This is a genomic window from Agromyces sp. Y782 (assembly GCF_059445405.1).
In genome coordinates, this window is the sequence record NZ_JCAIUG010000001.1 from 1,278,944 (window position 1) to 1,296,861 (window position 17,918).

Consider the following 17,918-nt stretch of genomic DNA (forward strand, 5'->3'; position numbering starts at 1 on the left):
CGCCAGCGCGCGCCGCGGCTGTGAGTGCGCCCAGCCGCGGCGACCTACACTGTCAGGGTGAAGTCCGTGCCCGTCTGGATCTGGTACACCGTGTTGCGGGTGCTGCTGTTCGCCGTTCCGCTCGCGGTGCTGCTCATCGCCAAGGTCGACCCGTGGGTCTCCGCCGCGATCGCCGCGGTCTTCGGTCTCAGCGCGTCGCTGCTCTTCCTGCGCCGGCCGCGTGAGTCGATGTCGAGTGATCTCTACGCCGCCCGCCATCGCGAAACACCCCTCGTGAACGAAGACGACGAAGCCGAAGACGCAGTCGTCGAGCGGCGCCCGCCCGCCGAATAGCCCCGCCATCCGCTGGTCGAGTGGGCCCGCCAGGGCCGTATCGAGACCCGCCAGGGCCGTATCGAGACCGGGCACCAGGTCTCGATACGCTCGCTAGATCTCGATACGGCGCTGGCGCGCCTCCTCGATCCGGCGCTCGACCAACGGAAGCTTCAGAGCGCGAACGCCAGTCCGAGCCCGACTCCGTAGACGAGGGCTGTGAGGCTCGTGAGTTGCAGCGCGATGATGAGTTCCCGCGGTGTCTTCGCCGTGAGTACGATCGCGCATGCTGGCAGCGCCGCGAGCAGGGCGAACATCACGAGCCACGCAGCGGGGTAGAGCAGCGCGAAGAACGCGACGATGGCGAACGGCACGATCATGAAGACCACGAACAGGATGCGCCCGACGAGCGGCCCCACAAGCACCGCAAGGGTGCGCTTTCCGGCGATCTTGTCTTGCGTGACGTCGCGCAGGTTGTTGGCCATGAGCACGGCGCAGGCGAGGAGCCCGACGCCGACGCCGCCGAGCCACGCCTCGAAGTTCACCATGAGCGCCTGCACGTACGCGGACCCTGCTGTGGCGACGATGCCGAAGAAGACGAACACGAAGAGCTCACCGAGCCCGTAGTAGCCGTATGGGTGCTTGCCGCCAGTGTAGAACCAGGCGGCGACGATCGCGACCGCGCCGACGGCGAGCATCCACCACTGCCCGGTCACGACCGTGAGGGCGAGCCCGGCAATCGCGGCGAGTGCAAAGAAGCTCACGGCGACGGCGAGCACCTGCCTGGGCTTCGCGACCCCCGAGCCCGTGAGCCGCGCCGGGCCCACCCGGTGCTCGTCGGTGCCGCGCACCCCGTCGGAGTAGTCGTTGGCGTAGTTCACGCCGATCTGCAGGGCGAGGGCGACGACGAGGGCGAGCAGCGCCCTGGCGACGTGCCACGGCCCATCGGGGATCGCGACGATGCCCGCACCGGTGCCGAGGGCGACTGGCGCGACGGCGAGTGGCAGGGTGCGGAGCCGTGCACCCGACACCCAGTCGGCGGCCGACGCGCGCTCAGGAGCGCGGTTCGACTTCGCCGCACCCTTCGACTTGGCGTTGCCCTTCGACTTGGCGTTGCCGTCTGACTTGGCGTTGCTCCCACGTCGATCGCGCGCGGCCTCCCGCTTCGCGATCTCGTCGCCGGGGTTCATCCTCTGGGGTTTCGGGCGCGCCACGGAGTCAATGCTAGTTCGCCGCGCCCGCTGGTTCGATTCGCGGGAGCACATCCGATTCACGGGCATGGAATGTCACAAACAGGGCCCCGGCGGGGTCTTGTGAGTGAAGACCCATTTGGAGGCTCGCATGCACCAACTCCCGATCGCCGACCGGCGGCGTGGGACGCCGATCACCGACCGCCTCTCGCACCACCTCCGGACGCGGACCGCGCTCGGCCGCCGACTCTCGGCGATGTCCGGCGAAATGCGCGGTCGAGCGGTTCCGCTCCACTGGACGAACCTGTTCGGGGTGGTGTCGCTCGCGAGCACAGCCGTGCTCTTCCTGACCGGACTCGTGCTGATGTTCTTCTACACGCCGTCGAGTGAGCTGGTGCGGTACGACGGCCCGTTCGTCCCGCTGCACGGTGCGGAAGTGTCGAAGGCGTTCGCGTCGACGATGCACGTCTCACTCGAGGTGCGCGGCGGACTGCTGCTGCGGCAGGCCCACCATTGGGCCGCCCTCCTGTTGCCGGTCTCCCTGACGGTGCAGCTCCTGGTGATGTTCTTCACGGGCGCGTTCCGGAGGCCGCGGCAGGCCAGCTGGGTGATGCTGTTCCTGCTGTTCATCGTGGCGCTGCTCGGCGGCTGGAGCGGCTACGCCCTCCCAGACGACATGCTCTCCGGCACGGGCCTTCGCATCGTCGAGGGCATCGTCTTGGGCATCCCCTTCGTTGGAAGCCAGCTGGCCATGCTGATCTTCGGCGGGGAGTTTCCCGGCCGGATCATCGAGAACCTCTACCCGGTGCACGTTGCGCTGGTGCCCGTGCTCATGGTCGTGCTCATCGCCGCCCGCGTCCGCTCGTCGTACGTGCACAGACCGCCGCAATTCGCCGGCCCCGGACGAACCCAAGGCAATGTGGTGGGAGTGCCGATGCTGCCGAACGCGGCCGCCCGCGCGGCCGGGCTGTTCGCCATCGTCACCGGAATCCTCGTGCTCATCGCCGCCACGGTCACGATCAATCCCATCTGGCTGTTCGGTCCGGCATCGCCCGGCGATGCGTCGGCAGGCAGCCAGCCCGACTGGTACACGGGCTTCCTCGATGGCGCACTCCGCCTCGTCCCGCCGGGCTGGGAGTTCGTCTGGCTCGACCGCACCTGGACCCTCGCCGTCCTGGTTCCGCTCGCCGTCATCGGCGTGTTCCTCGGCACGGCGATGCTCTTTCCGTTCCTCGAGTCGTGGATCACCGGGGATCGGCGCGAGCACCACATCCTCGACCGGCCGCGAAATGCCGCGACCCGCACCGCGATCGGCGTTGCCGGGGTCACGTTCTACGGTGTCCTCTGGGCTGCGGCGAGCGCGGACCTCGTCGCCACCCACTTCGCACTCAGCATCGAAGGCATCATCCTGACCCTGCAGATCGCCCTGCTCGCCGCACCGCCCGTCGCCTTCTTCATCACTCGACGCGTCTGCATCGCCCTCCAGAGGAAGGACTTGGAGATCGCACTCCACGGGTACGAGACGGGCCGCATCGTTCGATTGCCGTCGGGCGAATACCTCGAAGTGCACGAGCGAGTGGATGTCTATGACCGATGGCGATTGGTCGCCCACCACGGGACCGCGCAGGCCATCCCCTCACCTTTCGCGGGAGGGCGACCGACCCTTCGACGCCGGACCCGTGCTGCAATCGCTCGTTGGTTCCTCGAAGACCGCATCGTGCCGCCTGCACAGGAGTCGCCGCCGCAGCGTCAGGCGGAGCAGGCCGAGCTCGTCGGGAGCGGCACGGGAGAGCCGGGCGCCTAGTCAGCCGTGCGAGCCGGCCGAGCCGGCCGTCAGGCGAGCAGCGCAGCGACCGCTCGTCGATCGGGCTTGCCCGACGCGAGCATCGGCAGGTGTTCGACGACCACGAGGCGCACGGGCCGGGCCGCGGGTGCGAGCCCGGCTTCGTCGGTCGCCGCGGCGAGGGTCGAGAGGGCAGCGGATGCCGCGGCATCCGTCTGCGGTGCGACCACGACTGCGCGCTGGCCCCACTCCGCGTCGGCGACGGCGAGCACCACGGCCTCACCGAAACCGGGGACGCCGCGCACCGCCCGCTCGATCTCGCCGAGGGCGACCTTCACGCCGCCCGAGATGATGACGTCGTCGGCGCGGCCGCGGATGCGGAGCCGGCCCTCGCGGTCGAGCTCGCCGACGTCGCCCGTGCGGTACCAGCGGGTGCCGCGGGCATCGACCGTGAACGCGGCGTCGGTGCGGGCCGGGTCGTCGAGATATCCGTTCGCGAGCACGGGGCCGCTGAGCTCGACCAGGCCGTGCTGCCCTGAGCCGGCCGAAGGGCGCTGCCCTGAGCCGGCCGATAGGCGCTGCCCTGAGCCGGCCGAAGGGCGCTGCCCCGAGCCTGTCGAAGGGTGCTGCCCTGAGCCTGCCGATAGGCGCTGCCCCGAGCCTGTCGAAGGGTCGACGACCCGCACGCCGACGCCCTCGAGCGGCATGCCGTCGTAGACGCATCCGCCCGCGGTCTCGCTCGAGCCATAGGTGCGCACGATGTGGGCGCCGAGCTCCGCCGCCTGCTCGGCCACCGCCGGCGCGAGCGCCTGCCCGCCGACGAGCACGGCGTCGTATCCGGTGAGCGCCGCCGCCACGAACGCGTCGCGCTGCGCCCGCTCGACGATGCGGGCGAGCTGCACCGGCACGAGCGAGGTGTAACGCGGCGCATCAGTGGTGAGGCGAGCGGATGCCGCGGCGAACGCCTCGGCCGTGAACGGCCCGTCGTCCAGCACCACCGGGGTCGTGCCCGCCACGATCGAGCGCACGAGCACCTGCACGCCCGCGATGTAGTGTCCCGGCAGCGCGAGTAGCCAGCGGCCGGGGCCGCCGAGCCGGTCGGCGGTGGCGTCGGCACTCGCGATGAGGGCGTCTGCCGAGAGCATCACGCGCTTCGGGGCATCCGTCGACCCGCTCGTCTCAACCACAAGTGCGACGTCGTCATCCACCTCGCCCTCCCCGCGTTCCACCCCGTCTGAGCGTTCCGGGGGTGCGTTCGCGCCAGAATCCACACCGATCAGCACGCTTTCCGGCGCAAATGCACCCCCGGAATGAGATCTGGGGGCGGGGGCGGAGAAAGGGGCGGAGAAACGCGTTCCGACGGGCACGGGCCAGACGGCGGGGCCGCCGTCGAGTGCCGACCGCAGAGCTTCGGTGAGTGCCGGGACATCCATCGCTGAAACCTGCACGAGTGGTTTCATGCGCATCGCACCGTTCGCTTCGAAGGATGTTCGGCTCTCGGCAGGACGAACTGGGCCGTCGGTGTCCTCCGCACCGGCGATCGTCCGACGAAGGCGGCTGGCACTCCGTCCCGCGAAGGCCGCCGCGTCAGTAGTGCCACGGGTACGGGCCCCAATCGGGGTCGCGCTTCTCGAGGAAGGCGTCGCGACCCTCGACGGCTTCGTCCGTGCCGTAGGCGAGACGCGTCGCCTCGCCCGCGAAGACCTGCTGGCCGACCATGCCGTCGTCGACCGCGTTGAACGCGAACTTCAGCATGCGGATCGCCGTAGGCGACTTCGTGAGGATGGTGCGGGCCATCGCGATGGCTTCGCGCTCGAGTTCGACGTGCGGCACGACGCGGTTCACGGCGCCCATCTCGTAAGCTCGGTCGGCCGAATACTCCTCGGCGAGGAAGAACACCTCGCGGGCGAACTTCTGCCCGATCTGACGAGCGAAGTACGCGCTGCCGTAGCCGGCGTCGAAGCTGCCCACGTCGGCGTCGGTCTGCTTGAAGCGACCGTGCTCGCGGCTCGCGATCGTGAGGTCGCAGACGACGTGCAGCGAGTGCCCGCCGCCGGCCGCCCAACCGGGCACGACGGCGATGACGACCTTCGGCATGAAGCGGATGAGCCGCTGCACCTCGAGGATGTGCAGGCGCCCGACGGCGGCGTGACTTCCCGGTGCGTCGGCATCGCCGCCGGCCCCGTCGACGATCGCCGTCTCGGCATCCGAGTACTTGTAGCCGTCACGGCCGCGGATGCGCTGGTCGCCGCCAGAACAGAACGCCCAGCCGCCGTCTTTCGCACTCGGCCCATTGCCGGTGAGGAGCACCACGCCGATGCGCGGGTTCGTGCGTGCGTCCTCGAGCGCCCGGTACAGTTCGTCGACGGTGTGCGGGCGGAAGGCGTTGCGCACCTCGGGCCGGTCGAACGCGACACGCGCGATGCGGCCGTCGAGCGAGTGGTGATAGGTGATGTCGGTGAGGCCCGATGGCCCACTGACCGCGGATGCAGCGTCGACCCACTCGCTCGCATCGAACAGTTCGGAGACCGCAGCGCTCATGCCCCCAGCCTATTCGGCCACGACCATGCACCCGCTCGACGGGAGCGGGTGCGAGACTGGGCACATGCTGCCCGAGCCGAATGAACTGCTCGCCACCGCAAGAGTCGTGGCCCTCCCCCTCGTGACGCGGTTCCGCGGCATCGACGTGCGCGAGGCCGTGCTCTTCGAGGGCCCCGAGGGGTGGACCGAGTTCTCCCCGTTCATCGAGTACGACGACTCCGAGGCATCCGCCTGGCTGGCCGCTGCCGTCGACTACGGCTGGAACGCGCCGCCACCTGCCCTGCGCGACCGCATCGCCGTCAATGCGACGGTGCCGGCCGTCGATCCCGACAGCGTCGCCGCGGTGCTCGCACGATTCCCCGGATGTCGTACGGCGAAGGTCAAGGTCGCCGGCACCGACCAGACACTCGCACAGGATGTCGCACGGGTTCGCGCCGTGCGCGAGGCCCTCGGCCCCGAAGGCCGCATCCGGGTCGACGCCAACGGCGGCTGGAACGTCGATGAGGCCGAGCATGCGATCCACGCACTCGCACCGTTCGACCTGGAGTACGTCGAGCAGCCGTGCGCGAGCGTCGAGGAGCTCGCCGAGATCCGCCGTCGCACGAAGTACATGGGGCTGCCGATCGCGGCCGACGAGAGCGTGCGCCGCGCCGACGACCCGCTCGCCGTCGCCGAGGCCGGCGCCGCCGATCTGCTCGTCATCAAGGCGCAACCGCTCGGTGGCATCCGCCGCGCCCTCGAGATCATCGGGCGCACGGGCGTGCCCGTCGTCGTCTCGAGCGCCCTCGACACGAGCGTCGGCCTTGCGATGGGCGCGCAGCTCGCGGCATCCGTGCCCGTGCTCGATTTCGACTGCGGGCTCGGCACCGCCTCATTGCTGGCAGCGGATGTCACGCGGGCGCCGTTGATTCCTGAGAACGGGTCGATCCCGGTGGGCCGTGTGCTGCCCGACCCGGCGTTGCTCGAGCGATACTCCGCGTCGCCCGAGCGCACGGAGTGGTGGCTCGAGCGCATCGTGCGATGTCACGCGGTGCTCGCCGACGCCGGGGCCGGCGCCGGCGCCGGCGCCGGCACACCGTCCACCGCCTGAGCCGGCGGGTTCAGACGCCGACCGACCGCACGGGTTCGCGAACCGTCACGCCGAGCGAACGTCGCGCGTCAGGCTGCCAAGCGAAGTAGAGACCCGCAGCCAACAGGCACGTGATCAGCAGCTGCACCACGGCGACCGGCACGGGCGCATCGGGGAAGAAGGTGCCGATCGCATTGCCCGAGAAATGGATCAGGATCGCCGCCCACACCCGGCCGCCGAGACGTTCGCTGACGAACAGGTAGATCAGCGAGAGCGGGATGAAGGAGAGGCCGAAGAGCAGCCCGTCGACGGTGAAGAGGCCCATGGCGGCCTGCCCGGTTCCCGGCAGGAAGAACAGGGGGATGTGCCAGATCCCCCACGCGAGTCCGAGCACGACGGAAGTGATGAAGATGCCGAGTGACCGGCGCAGGCGCGGCTGGGCGTAGCCGCGCCATCCGAACTCCTCGGCGATGGGGCCCGTGATCATGAACAGCAGGATGAAGAGCAGCGGGCCTCCGAAGTCGGCAACGACGGCCGGTGCTTCCGCGAGGCGCGCACTGAACTCCTGCGGTGCGAGCAACAGGTTCGCGATCACGGTCGGGGCGGCGCCGAGTACCAGCGCGGCAGGCAGCCACAGCCACGGGGGCGCGACCCGAGAGCTGCCGCCGCGATCCGGCGCGCGGCGGGTGCGGGTCAGGTAGAGGATCAGCGCCGCGAGCGACGGACCCGACGTCGCGATGCCGAAGATCCAGAGCGCACCGCCTTCGCGCACATTCCCGCCCTGCCAGGCCAGGAGAAGCCACAGCGACCCGCTGATGAGCACGGTGATGAGGGCGAACAGGAGCAGGTCGGTGCGAACCCGGGTGTGCGGCGTCGTTGTGGTGGTCACGCGTTCACCCTGCCAACCGGTTCGCGTCGCCGCTATCGGGCTAACCCCCGCACCGGATCTCGATACGCCCCCTTCAACCCCGCCGGTCGAGTAGCGCCCGACAAAGGAGGACGCGTATCGAGACCCCGCACCAGATCTCGATACGCCCCCTTCGTCGGCTACTCGATCAACGACAACCCCGCCGGTCGAGTAGCGCCCGACGAAGGAGGACGCGTATCGAGACCCCGCACCGGATCTCGATACGCCCCCTTCGTCGGCTACTCGATCAACGAAGCTCGGGTCACCAGAGGATCAGCGGCACCGAGAACGAGCGCGAGTCGGCGAACCCCTCGCCGCCGTCGAACTCGGCCCGCACCAGGTGCAAGCCGCGCGGCAGCTTCGGCAGCTTGACGTCGATGCGGCCGCGATCGGCGGCCGTGAGTTCAACCTCGGCGATGACCTTGCCACCGTCGAGCACCCGCACGGTGCCGACCGCAGCACTGCCATCGAGGGCGAACACCTTGCCCTGCAGCTTCACGGCCGAGCCGGCCTTCGCGAACAGCTTGTTCGGCGCCGCGAGGGTGAACGTCGCGACGGCCGGCGGCGCCTGCTCGTCGACGAGCACGGCGACACTGCGAGCGGGCACGGTGACCGCGCCGGTCGCGGCGTTCCAGCTCGTCGTCTTCACGACGGCGTCGGCGCCGTTCGCCTGCGCCTCGGCGAGCGCGAAGTCGCGCCCGGCGAGTCCGGCGATGGTCTCGGTGACCGGCTCGGACGACGCATTGAACACGACCAACGCACCGTCGAGCTCGGGGTCGACGTCGTCACCCACGAGATCGTCGATCTGCATCGCGATGACGCCGGGCGTGGCATCCGCCCCGCTGTTCGGGAAGGTCACCTTCTCGTCGATGAGCTCAGCCGAGCCGAGCTGCAGCAGGTCGACCTCGCCACGCACCCGCAACAGGTCGAGGGCGGATGCCTCGGCCGCCGCGATGTCCGCCGCACCCGGCTTGAGCGCCGGGTTCGCGAGCAGCGGCGCCATGATGGGCCACTTGTCCTCGTTGTCGGCCGCAGGCGGCAGTCCGGAGCCGAACGTCGACTCCTGGCCGGTCCAGTCGATGCGGTTGAACCAGTCGCCCGAGTTGTAGCTGTTGCGGTCGAGTGACTTCGAGCGCAGCAGCTCGGTGCCGGCGTGCCAGAACGAGGGTGACTGCGAGAGCGTCACGGTCGCGAGCGACAGCGTGTTCATGCGCACGCGATCGGCCATCACGGTGTCGGCCGGCAGCTTGAACACCGAGAGGTCGTAGAGCGTCTCGTTGTCGTGGGCGTCGACGTAGTTGATGACCTCGTCGGGCTGGTCGGCGTAGCCGGCCGGCGACCCGTTGTAGTCGAACTGCTCGCCGCGCTTCACGACGCCGTCGGACCCGGTGAACTCGAATCCGCGCAGGTTGCCCGCGAGTCCGAGCTTGACGAGGTCGGTCTGCTGCCCGAGCGTGCGATCGGCGGGGTCGATCGGCGACCCGTTCGGATCGGTGCCGAGGCCGGTGCCGAAGCCCTGCTCGAACGTCGACGCCCCGTCGACCGGGCTGCCGCCGTGCACGCCGTCACGCAGCCGGTCGTTGAACGTTCCGATGCCCGTGCCGCCGAGCTGGCCCTGCGTGGCCTGCTCGAAGAGGGCGTTGTTCGCGACCTCGCCGAAGTTCCAGCCCTCGCCGTAGAGGTACACCGCCGAGCCGTCGACGCCGTCCTCCTCCAGGGTGAGCTCGTCGAGCGCGGCCCGCACGGCGAGCAGATTCGCCTTCGAGTGGTGACCCATGAGGTCGAAGCGGAACCCGTCGACCTTGTACTCCTCGGCCCACAGCACCACGGAGTCGACCATGAGCTTCTGGGCGACGTCGTGCTCGGTGGCGATGTTCTGGCAGCACGTCGAGGTCTCGACGTTGCCGACGGCGTTCAGGCGCTGGTAGTAGCCGGGCACGATCTGGTCGAGCACCGACTTCTCGCCCTGCCCGGATGCCGCGGTGTGGTTGTACACTTCGTCGAGCACGACCTGCAGGCCCGTCGCGTGCAACGCTCCGACCATCTCGCGGAACTCGCTCACGCGCGCGCCGCCGTCGGGGTCCACCGCGTAGGAGCCCTCGGGCGCCTGGAAGTGGAACGGGTCGTAGCCCCAGTTGAAGCCGTCGAGGTCGCGGATCGATTCGAGACACGCCTGCTGTTCGGCCGACGCGGGGCCGAAACTCGCCAGGTCGCATGCGGGAGTCGCCTGTGCGGCGCGGTTCTCCTCGATCGTCGCGATGTCGAACGTCGGCAGCAGGTGCACGGTGTTGATGCCTGCTTCGGCGAGCTGCGCGAGCTGCTGAGTGCCGGCCGAGTCCCGCGTGAAGGCGCGGTACGTGCCGCGCTCCTCGGCGGGCACCGACTCGTCGCCGATCGAGAAGTCGCGCACGTGCAGTTCGTAGATCGCACGGTCGACCGGGCGTTCGACGACCGGAGCGGGCGTCTCCTCCCACTGGTCTGGCCGGAGCGACTCGTCGTCGAGGTCGACGACGACCGAACGCACCGAGTTCGTCGTGAGAGCCACGGAGTACGGATCTGTGACCGAGTTCGTCTCGATCGCGCCCGTCGTCGGCGCGTACACCTCGACCGACCAGCGGTACTCGTCGCCCGAGGCGACCTCACCCGACACCGACCACGTGCCGTCGGCGTCGTTGAATTCAGCGGCGATCACCTCGGCGTCACCGGATGCCCCGGCATCCCACCGCTCGACCGAGACCGATCGCGCGGTCGGCGCCCACAGCGCGAGCGTCGCCTGGCCTGCCTCCCAGCTGGCACCGAGGGGCACGGATGCCACGGCGTCGCCGTAGAGCTCATCGAGCACGCCCGGCAGCTGCACGCCGGTGAAGGCGCTCAGCTCGCCATCCGTTGATTGCGCGACCGCGAGCTGCTCGGTGACGAGCCCCTGCACCTCGCCGCGGTCGAGCCCGACCGGACGCAGCGCGAGGAAGCCCTCGAGCGCCGGAAACGCGGCGAGCTGGTCGTCGTCGAGCCCATTCGGGTCGAGCTCGAGTACGACCGGCTCGCCGCCGCCCGTCACAGCGCCGTCGCCGACTGCAAGCAACGCGTCGGGCGAGTGCTCGAGCGTCCACGCGGCATCCGTCGCCTCTGCTCCGCCGAGCAGTTCGGCCGGCCAGGCGAGCGTGTCTTCGCTCACCCAGTGGGCGCGCGACTCCCCCGTGCCGGCGAGCGGCGGGTCGGTCACGACGATCTCGAGCACGTGCGTTGCGAGCGTGTAGCGGAACTCGACGAGATTGCCCGTGGTCGCGGTGAACGTGTAGTTCGGGCCCCCGGGCACGCCGCCGACGCCGTAGTTCTCGTCCCAGCCCTGCCCGTGCGCGACCTTCGTCTCGTACGCGCCGTCGGGGATCGACGAGGTCGACCACGTGTAGACGCCGTCCTTATCGCCGTCTTGCATGAGTGAGGCGAGGCACTCGGGCTGCCAGTCGCCGGGGCATCCGACCTCCGATTGGAAGCTGCCGGGCAGCGTCACGATGGGGCCCTCGGCGGTCGAGGAGACGACCTTCGTGTTCGGGTTCCAGAAGAACGTGATCGGGCCGCCCGGGTGCGAGTAGCTGACGTTGCCGCCGTTCAGCTCGCCGTTCGCACCGTAGTTGACGTCCCAGCTGCCGTTGATCGCGACCTTGTACTCGTAGTCGCCGGCGGCGACATCGAAGGTGCCGGCGTAGATGCCGTCGGCGCGCAGCGTGAGCTTCGCGACCTCGCAGCCGGGCGTCCAGTCACCGGCGCAGCCCATCTCGGAGTTGTGCGAACCCGGCACCGTGACGAGATCGATCGGCTGCTCGGGCTCCTCCTCGGAGGCGAGGTTCACGGCGTTGCCGACGCTCGCGTAGGTGCTCGCCGCCGAGCGGTGGCCTGCGGCATCCGTCGACACCGCGCGGTACTCGATGAGCGTGCCGCCGGCGAGCCCGGCCGTGTCGTGGAAGACCCGGGGGCTCGTGTCTTCGGCAGTGCCGAGCTCGTGCCAGGCATCGTCGCCCGTCGCGCCGGCAACCCGCCAGGCGAAGCTCGTCTCCTGCCAGGTGGCGTCATCGACGTCGGCGGCAACCGGGGTGATTCCGGTGACGCCGGCGCCCGCAGCGGGCGTCGAGACAGTGATGGCGGATGCCGCGTCGGGCGCGCTCACCGCACGGTCGGCCCGCAGCACGACGGTGCCGAGCGCCGGCACGGTGACAGATGCCACGCCTTCGGCGTTCGCCACGATCGGCGTGCCGTCGGTGCCGTAGAGCGGCGAGAACACGCCGTCCTTCGTGAGCGTGGGCACTTCGGCGGTCTTCGGCGCGTTCGAGTTGTTCGCGGCCACGAGGTACTCGGTCTTCTCCGCCCGATCGACGCGCGAGAACGCGTAGACGCCGGCGCCGTTGTCGACGTAGCGCTCGATCTGGGCGCCGGTCGAAAGGGCGGGGTGCGCAGCGCGCAGCGCCGAGAGGGCGGCGATGTGCTCGTAGAGCGGGGCATCCGTGCCGAAGTGCTCACCGGTGCCGAACGTCTCACCGGTGACGAGCGGCTGGTTCTGGAACTCGGCCACCTGGCTCGGGAACAGCGTCTGCCGCGCGCTCTGGTCGCCGCCGATGCCCGCGAAGCCCTGCTCGTCGCCGTAGTAGACGACCGGCTGGCCGCGCGTGAGGAAGAGCAGCTCGTGGGCGAGCTCGTCACGCTCGAGCGGGGCATCCGTCGACTGCAGGAAGTAGCCGATGCGCCCCATGTCGTGATTGCCGAGGAAGGTCGGCAACGCAGTCGCCGACGAGTCGGGCGTCGTGTAGTAGTCGTCGCCCGCGAAGAGGGCCTGCAGGTTCTTCGCCGAGTTGCCGGCCGAGAATGCCACGGCCTGCGACTGGAACGTGAAGTCGAGCACCGAGTTCATGTCGGTCTTGCGCACGTAGGGCGAGAGCTTCACGGGGTCGGCGTCGTAGACCTCGCCGAACATGAAGAAGTCGGGCTTACCGGCGGTGTGCGCGTAGTCGAGCACCTGCGTCGACCACTGCTCCCAGAACTCGAAGTTCACGTGCTTGGCGGTGTCGATGCGGAAGCCGTCGATGCCGAGGTCGATCCACTGCTCGTAGACGTCGACGAAGCCGTTCACGACGGTGGGGTGCTCGGTCATGAGGTCGTCGAGGCCGACGAAGTCGCCGAAGGTGACCGACTCGCCCTCCCACGTCGAGTCGCCGCGGTTGTGGTACAGCGTCGGGTCGTTGAGCCAGGCCGGCACCTTGAGCTCTGCGTCTTCGGGCGTGAGGGTCGGTGTGTACGGGAAGCTCGTCGCCGCGTCGAGGGCTGGGAAGTCGGCGCCCGTGTCGGCATCGGCGAAGTCGGCCGGGTCGAAAGCGGTGCCGCCGGCGTCGAGGTAGGGGCTCGTCGCCTGGTCGATGTAGGCGTGCTCGCCCTCGGCGTAGTCGATGACGTCGGCCGTGTGGTTCGTGATGATGTCGAAGTAGACCTTGATGCCCTTGGCGTGCGCCTCGCCGATGAGCGCCTCGAGCTCGGCGTTCGTGCCGAGGTGGGGGTCGATCTGGGTGAAGTCGGTGATCCAGTAGCCGTGGTAGCCGGCGCTCGCATCAGCGCCCTCGCCCTGCACTGCGCGGTTCTTGAAGCTCGGCGTGAGCCAGATCGCCGTCGTACCGAGACCGTCGATGTAGTCGAGCTGGTCGCGCAGGCCCGCGAGGTCGCCGCCGTTGTAGAAGCCCTTGTGGGTCGGGTCGTAGCCGGTCGTGAGCGCGTCGCCCGTGAGCCCGCCCTCGTCGTTCGAGGTGTCGCCGTTCTCGAAGCGGTCGGTCATGACGAAGTAGAAGGTCTCGTCGCTGCCGGGCTGGCGCACAGGGTCGGCGACGAGGGCGGCATCGGATGCCTCGTCGTAGGCGCCGCGCAGGGTCGCCTCTGTCGCCTCGAGGCCGACGCGCTTCAGGGTGTCGTCGAACACGACTCGCACCGGGGTGTCGCCCGCGACCGTGAGCGGGATGTTGTCGCCGCCGCCGTTGAGGCCATACGCCTCGTCCCACGTGTCGTTGACGGCGACCTTGTACTCCCACGTACCGGCGGGGATCGTGAACTCTGCCGCGAAGACGCCGGGCGTGCCGGTCGCGGTGAGCTCGGTCTCGGCGCACTCGGGGGCCCAGTCGGCGGGACATCCGAGCTCGTCTTGCAGAGAGCCGACGAGCGCGAAGGTGCGTGGCTCGTCTGCGGCCGCGGCGGCGAGGCCCGGAATCACCGAGAGAGCGGATGCCGCGAGGCCCCCCGCAACCACGAGGGCGAACCAGCTGCGAGCGCGAGCGCGTTGCGTCATCCTTGACTCCCGATTTCCGGCACGACTCCGTGCCACCGACCTGCAGGTGACGGTAGCAGCGGCCGGGGCGTTAATGCAAGCGCTTACAACGTGGATGCCGCGAACCGACGCCGCCCGAGCGAAGCCCGCGTCATGCGTCGTGCAAGCGTTGCCAGAACCCGCCGCGGACCCCCTCCGCGCCACGACCTTTTGCCGCGTCACGGCCGTATGCAGAGGCCGTTGCCCGCCAAAACGTCGTCACGGCGAGCCGCGCAGAGCGCGAGACGCCGCTCAGAGGCCCGAGTAGGCGTGCAGTCCCTTGAAGAAGAGGTTCACGATGGTGAAGTTGAACAACACCGTCGAGAAGCCGATGATCGCGAGCCACGCCGAGCGGGAGCCGCGCCACCCGCGCGTCGCGCGCGCGTGGATGTAACCGGCGTAGACCACCCAGATGATGAAGGTCCACACCTCTTTGGTGTCCCAGCCCCAATACCGGCCCCAGGCCTTCTCGGCCCAGATGGAACCGGCCATGAGCGTGAACGTCCAGAGGATGAAGCCGATGATGTTGATGCGGTACGCGAGGTTCTCGAGCGTGACCGAATCGGGCAGCGTCGCGAGGAACGTGAGCTTCGCGGCCTTCGCGGTTGCGGTGAGCGACTCTCGACGCGCCTGCATGAGCTGCACGACCGAGAGGGCGAAGCCGAGCGCGAAGAGGCCCACCGACGTGCTCGCCACGAACACGTGGATGACGAGCCATACCGACTGCAGCGCCGGCGGCAGCGGAATCGGGCTGACGTAGAAGTTCAGCGCCGCGATGCCCAGCAGCACGAGCACCAGTCCGGTGATGAACGTGCCGAGGAAGCGCAGGTCGTGCTTGGAGATCACGAGCACGACGAGGAAGACGGTGGTGATGATGAGTGTGCCGGTGAGCGCGAACTCGTACATGTTGGCCCACGGCACGCGGCCCGCGGCGAGGCCGCGCAGCACATCGGCCGTGAGGTGCAGCAGCCAGGCGAGCACCGTCATCGCCACGCCGACGCGAAGCGCAGGCGAGCGGCCATAGGCGACCGCACCGTCTTGAGCCGGTCGAGCGGATGTCGCGGGCTTGCCTGCGACCGGGGTGCGCGAGTTGCCCGAGGCGCCGACCGCGACGGTCTCGTGCACGTCGACGCGAGCTGCGGCATCCGTTGCCGCCGTGGCTGCTGCCGAGCGCTTCGCGAGGTCGATCGAGAACGCGATGAACGCGATCGCGTACACGACCATGGCCGAGTACACGCAGAGGATGGAGATCTCGTCGAACGTCAACTGCACTGTTCTACCTTACGTCGAAGACTTCTCGGGGGCATCGGTCGATTCTTCGACCTCGGCCGGGCCGGCGTGCCCGGCGTGCTTGTCGGCGAAGGCCGTGACGGCCTCTTCGAGACCCGGGTCCTCGCCGCGGGCGAGCGCGGCGTACTCGAGCACGACCCGTCCGTCGGGCTTCGACACGGCCTTGACCCACATGCGCCGCCTGGGCACGAAGAGGGAGACGAGCAGGCCGCCGAGAATGAGCGACGCGAAGACGAGCACCCAGATCTGCGTCGGGTCGTGGTGGATGTCGAAGCTCGCGAAGCGCGGCACGCTCTGCGAGTAGTCGGCTTCCGCGCCATCGGCAGTCTCGGCATCGGGCGACGAGTCCTCGAAGGTGACCGTACCGAGGCCGTTCGGCAGCTCAGCGGTCTCGCCCGGCTTCAGTTCGATCGAGTCGACGCCGGTCTTGCCGCCGGTCAGCTGATCCATGGTCGACGGGTCGAGTGTGTACACCGAGGTCGGCGTGCCACCGTCGATGCCGAGGTCGCCCTCGTAGACGTTGAGCGTCAGCACCGGCAGGATCAGGTCGGGGTAGCTCGACGTGTACGCACCCGAGGTGAGCTCGCTCTGCGTCGGGTAGAAGAAGCCGACCATGCCGAGTTGCTGAGGCATGCCGTCGGGCACCTTCACGACGCCGATCGAGGTGAGGTTCGCGTCTTGCGGCAGGAACGGCACGGAGTCGGTGAAGACGACCTCGCCGTCGGCGTTCTTCACCGTGATCGTGGGTGCATAGCCGTTGCCGAGCAGGTACACGTCGGTGCCATGCGTGTAGAGCGGCTCGTTGACCTTCACCGTGCGCTCTTCGGCCTCGCCGCCCTGGCCCTGCACGGTGACGTGCGCGGTGAAGTCGATGGGCTGGCCGATCGCGTTCTGGTTCTGCGTCTCGTACACGGCATCGAGGTTGTCGAGCGAGAGCCGATAGGGCGTCAGCCTGTTGTCATTGAAGAAGCGACCGGGGTTGAACGAGTCGAACGCCGCGAGGGTGTTGACGAAGGTCTGCCCTTCGACGATCACGCGCTGGCCCGAGAAGCCGAATCCGCCGCCGAACCCGACGGCGACGAGCACGCCGAGCAGGGCCGTGTGGAAGATGAGGTTGCCGGTCTCGCGCAGGTACCCGCGCTCGGCCGACACCGAGGGCTCGCCGCGCAGCTCGTAGCGCTCGACGCGGTACCCGGCTTGGCGCAGCTGCTTCGCGGCGGTGTCGATCGCGGCATCCGCTGCCTCGCTGCTCGTGGCCCCGTCCGAATCCGGACCGGCCGGCAACAGCTCGCGCTCGGTATACCCCGCAAGCCGCGACAACCGCACGGGCGTGCGCGGCGGTCGTGCCCGCAGCGCCTCGAGGTGGTGCTTCGTGCGCGGGATGACGCACCCGATGAGGGAGACGAAGAGCAGCAGGTAGATCGCCGAGAACCATGCCGAGGTGTACACGTCGAACATCTGCACGCCGTCGAGGATCGGCGCGAGCCTCGGGTTGTCGTTGAAGTACTGGGTGACGCCGTTCGGATCGCTCGAGCGCTGCGGCACGAGCGAGCCGGGCACCGCGGCGATCGCGAGCAGCAGCAGGAGCAGCAGCGCGGTGCGCATGCTCGTGAGCTGCCGCCAGGCGAAGCGCACCCAGCCCACGAAGCCGAGCTTCGGTTGGGCGACGGATGCCTCGCCGGCATCCTGCTCGACCGAGTCGATGTGGTCGGCGGGCCGCGAGGGCGCACCCGGGTCAGATTGCGGGGACAAAACCCGTGATCACCGCCTGCAGTTCGTACATCCAGATGGACCAGATTCCCGACAGCATGAGCACGCCGATGAGGATCAGCAGCGCACCGCCCGCGATGTTGATCGCACGGATGTGGCGGCGGAGGAAGGAGAGCGAACCCGTGACCCAGCCGAAGCCCGCTGCGACGAGGAGGAACGGGATGCCGAGACCGATGCAGTACGCGAGACCGAGCAGCACGCCACGGCCCGCCGACGCCGAGTCGGCGCTGAGCGCGAGCACGACGGCGAGCGTCGGGCCGATGCACGGGGTCCAGCCGAGGCCGAAGACGATGCCGAGCAAGGGGGCGCCGGCGAGCCCGGTCGCGGGCCGCCACGAGGGCTTGATCGTGCGCTGCATGAAGGTGAACTGCCCGATGAAGACGAGCCCCATGACGATGAGCAGCACCCCGGCGACGCGCACGATCAGGTCGGAGTACTGCAGCAGCCACGCGCCGGCGACGCCCGCGACGAGGTTGAAGCTGACGAACACCACCGTGAACCCGGCGACGAAGAGCAGCACGCCGAGCAGGAGACGGCGACGGTTCTTGCGCTCGGTCGCGGCGTCGGCCGAGGCGTCCGTGAACCCGCCCAAGTAGCCGAGGTAGCCCGGAACGAGCGGCAGCACGCACGGCGAGAGGAATGAGACGAGTCCCGCGGCGAGTGCGATCGGCATTGCTGCGAGCAACTGCCCGTCGAGCACGATCTCGCCCACGCCCATG

At 69.3% G+C, this 17,918-nt stretch carries 11 protein-coding genes; 3 read left to right on the plus strand and 8 right to left on the minus strand.

Going from position 1 to position 17,918, the window contains the following annotated elements; genetic code table 11:
- The first annotated feature begins 57 nt into the window (after window positions 1–57).
- Window positions 58–333 carry a DUF4229 domain-containing protein gene (locus AC1C2S_RS05925; RefSeq protein ID WP_495351604.1) on the plus strand — a complete coding sequence of 92 codons (276 nt, stop codon included), beginning with the start codon at window positions 58–60 and terminating at the stop codon, window positions 331–333.
- A gap of 152 nt (window positions 334–485) precedes the next feature.
- Here the strand turns inward: AC1C2S_RS05925 and AC1C2S_RS05930 are convergent, their stop codons facing one another.
- Window positions 486–1,526: a 1,4-dihydroxy-2-naphthoate polyprenyltransferase gene (locus tag AC1C2S_RS05930; protein ID WP_495351605.1), complete on the minus strand. Its 1,041-nt coding sequence runs from the start codon at window positions 1,524–1,526 to the stop codon at window positions 486–488.
- Window positions 1,527–1,653: 127 nt separating this feature from the next.
- On the opposite strand from AC1C2S_RS05930, the gene qcrB reads away from it, so the two are divergent.
- Window positions 1,654–3,306, plus strand: a complete 1,653-nt coding sequence (qcrB, locus tag AC1C2S_RS05935) for a cytochrome bc1 complex cytochrome b subunit (RefSeq protein WP_495351606.1) — start codon at window positions 1,654–1,656, stop codon at window positions 3,304–3,306.
- Window positions 3,307–3,335: 29 nt separating this feature from the next.
- On the opposite strand, the gene AC1C2S_RS05940 is transcribed toward qcrB, so the two are convergent.
- Both AC1C2S_RS05940 and AC1C2S_RS05945 read right to left on the minus strand, forming a co-directional pair.
- Window positions 3,336–4,493 (minus strand): AMP-binding protein, encoded by a 1,158-nt coding sequence (locus AC1C2S_RS05940; protein WP_495351607.1) that lies wholly within the window; start codon window positions 4,491–4,493, stop codon window positions 3,336–3,338.
- Window positions 4,494–4,872: 379 nt separating this feature from the next.
- Window positions 4,873–5,826 carry a 1,4-dihydroxy-2-naphthoyl-CoA synthase gene (locus AC1C2S_RS05945; protein ID WP_495351608.1) on the minus strand — a complete coding sequence of 318 codons (954 nt, stop codon included), beginning with the start codon at window positions 5,824–5,826 and terminating at the stop codon, window positions 4,873–4,875.
- Between the two features lie 64 nt (window positions 5,827–5,890).
- Here AC1C2S_RS05945 and AC1C2S_RS05950 point away from each other — a divergent pair, with 64 nt between their 5' ends.
- Window positions 5,891–6,916: an o-succinylbenzoate synthase gene (locus AC1C2S_RS05950; RefSeq protein WP_495351609.1), complete on the plus strand. Its 1,026-nt coding sequence runs from the start codon at window positions 5,891–5,893 to the stop codon at window positions 6,914–6,916.
- Between the two features lie 10 nt (window positions 6,917–6,926).
- Here AC1C2S_RS05950 and AC1C2S_RS05955 read toward each other — a convergent pair whose 3' ends face one another.
- From AC1C2S_RS05955 to AC1C2S_RS05975, 5 genes are all read right to left on the minus strand, one after another.
- A complete protein-coding gene (locus AC1C2S_RS05955) occupies window positions 6,927–7,784 on the minus strand; it encodes a CPBP family intramembrane glutamic endopeptidase (RefSeq protein WP_495351610.1) in 858 nt (285 codons plus the stop codon).
- A gap of 280 nt (window positions 7,785–8,064) precedes the next feature.
- On the minus strand, window positions 8,065–14,121 hold the full coding sequence (gene pulA, locus AC1C2S_RS05960) for a pullulanase-type alpha-1,6-glucosidase (protein ID WP_495351611.1): 6,057 nt from the start codon (window positions 14,119–14,121) through the stop codon (window positions 8,065–8,067).
- Between the two features lie 270 nt (window positions 14,122–14,391).
- Window positions 14,392–15,363 (minus strand): c-type cytochrome biogenesis protein CcsB, encoded by a 972-nt coding sequence (gene ccsB / locus AC1C2S_RS05965; protein WP_495353203.1) that lies wholly within the window; start codon window positions 15,361–15,363, stop codon window positions 14,392–14,394.
- Window positions 15,364–15,420: 57 nt separating this feature from the next.
- On the minus strand, window positions 15,421–17,181 hold the full coding sequence (gene resB / locus AC1C2S_RS05970) for a cytochrome c biogenesis protein ResB (RefSeq protein ID WP_495351612.1): 1,761 nt from the start codon (window positions 17,179–17,181) through the stop codon (window positions 15,421–15,423).
- A complete protein-coding gene (locus tag AC1C2S_RS05975) occupies window positions 17,165–17,917 on the minus strand; it encodes a cytochrome c biogenesis CcdA family protein (protein ID WP_495351613.1) in 753 nt (250 codons plus the stop codon). The genes resB and AC1C2S_RS05975 overlap by 17 nt, the downstream gene beginning before the upstream one ends.
- Window position 17,918 lies beyond the last annotated feature (1 nt).

What these genes read in the sequence shown, in the direction of transcription:
- pulA (WP_495351611.1), bottom strand. Translation starts at nt 14,121, where the DNA reads ATGACGCAACGCGCTCGCGCTCGCAGCTGGTTCGCCCTCGTGGTTGCG.
- AC1C2S_RS05945 (WP_495351608.1), bottom strand. Translation starts at nt 5,826, where the DNA reads ATGAGCGCTGCGGTCTCCGAACTGTTCGATGCGAGCGAGTGGGTCGAC.
- AC1C2S_RS05975 (WP_495351613.1), bottom strand. Translation starts at nt 17,917, where the DNA reads ATGGGCGTGGGCGAGATCGTGCTCGACGGGCAGTTGCTCGCAGCAATG.
- AC1C2S_RS05950 (WP_495351609.1), top strand. Translation starts at nt 5,891, where the DNA reads ATGCTGCCCGAGCCGAATGAACTGCTCGCCACCGCAAGAGTCGTGGCC.
- qcrB (WP_495351606.1), top strand. Translation starts at nt 1,654, where the DNA reads ATGCACCAACTCCCGATCGCCGACCGGCGGCGTGGGACGCCGATCACC.
- ccsB (WP_495353203.1), bottom strand. Translation starts at nt 15,363, where the DNA reads ATGGTCGTGTACGCGATCGCGTTCATCGCGTTCTCGATCGACCTCGCG.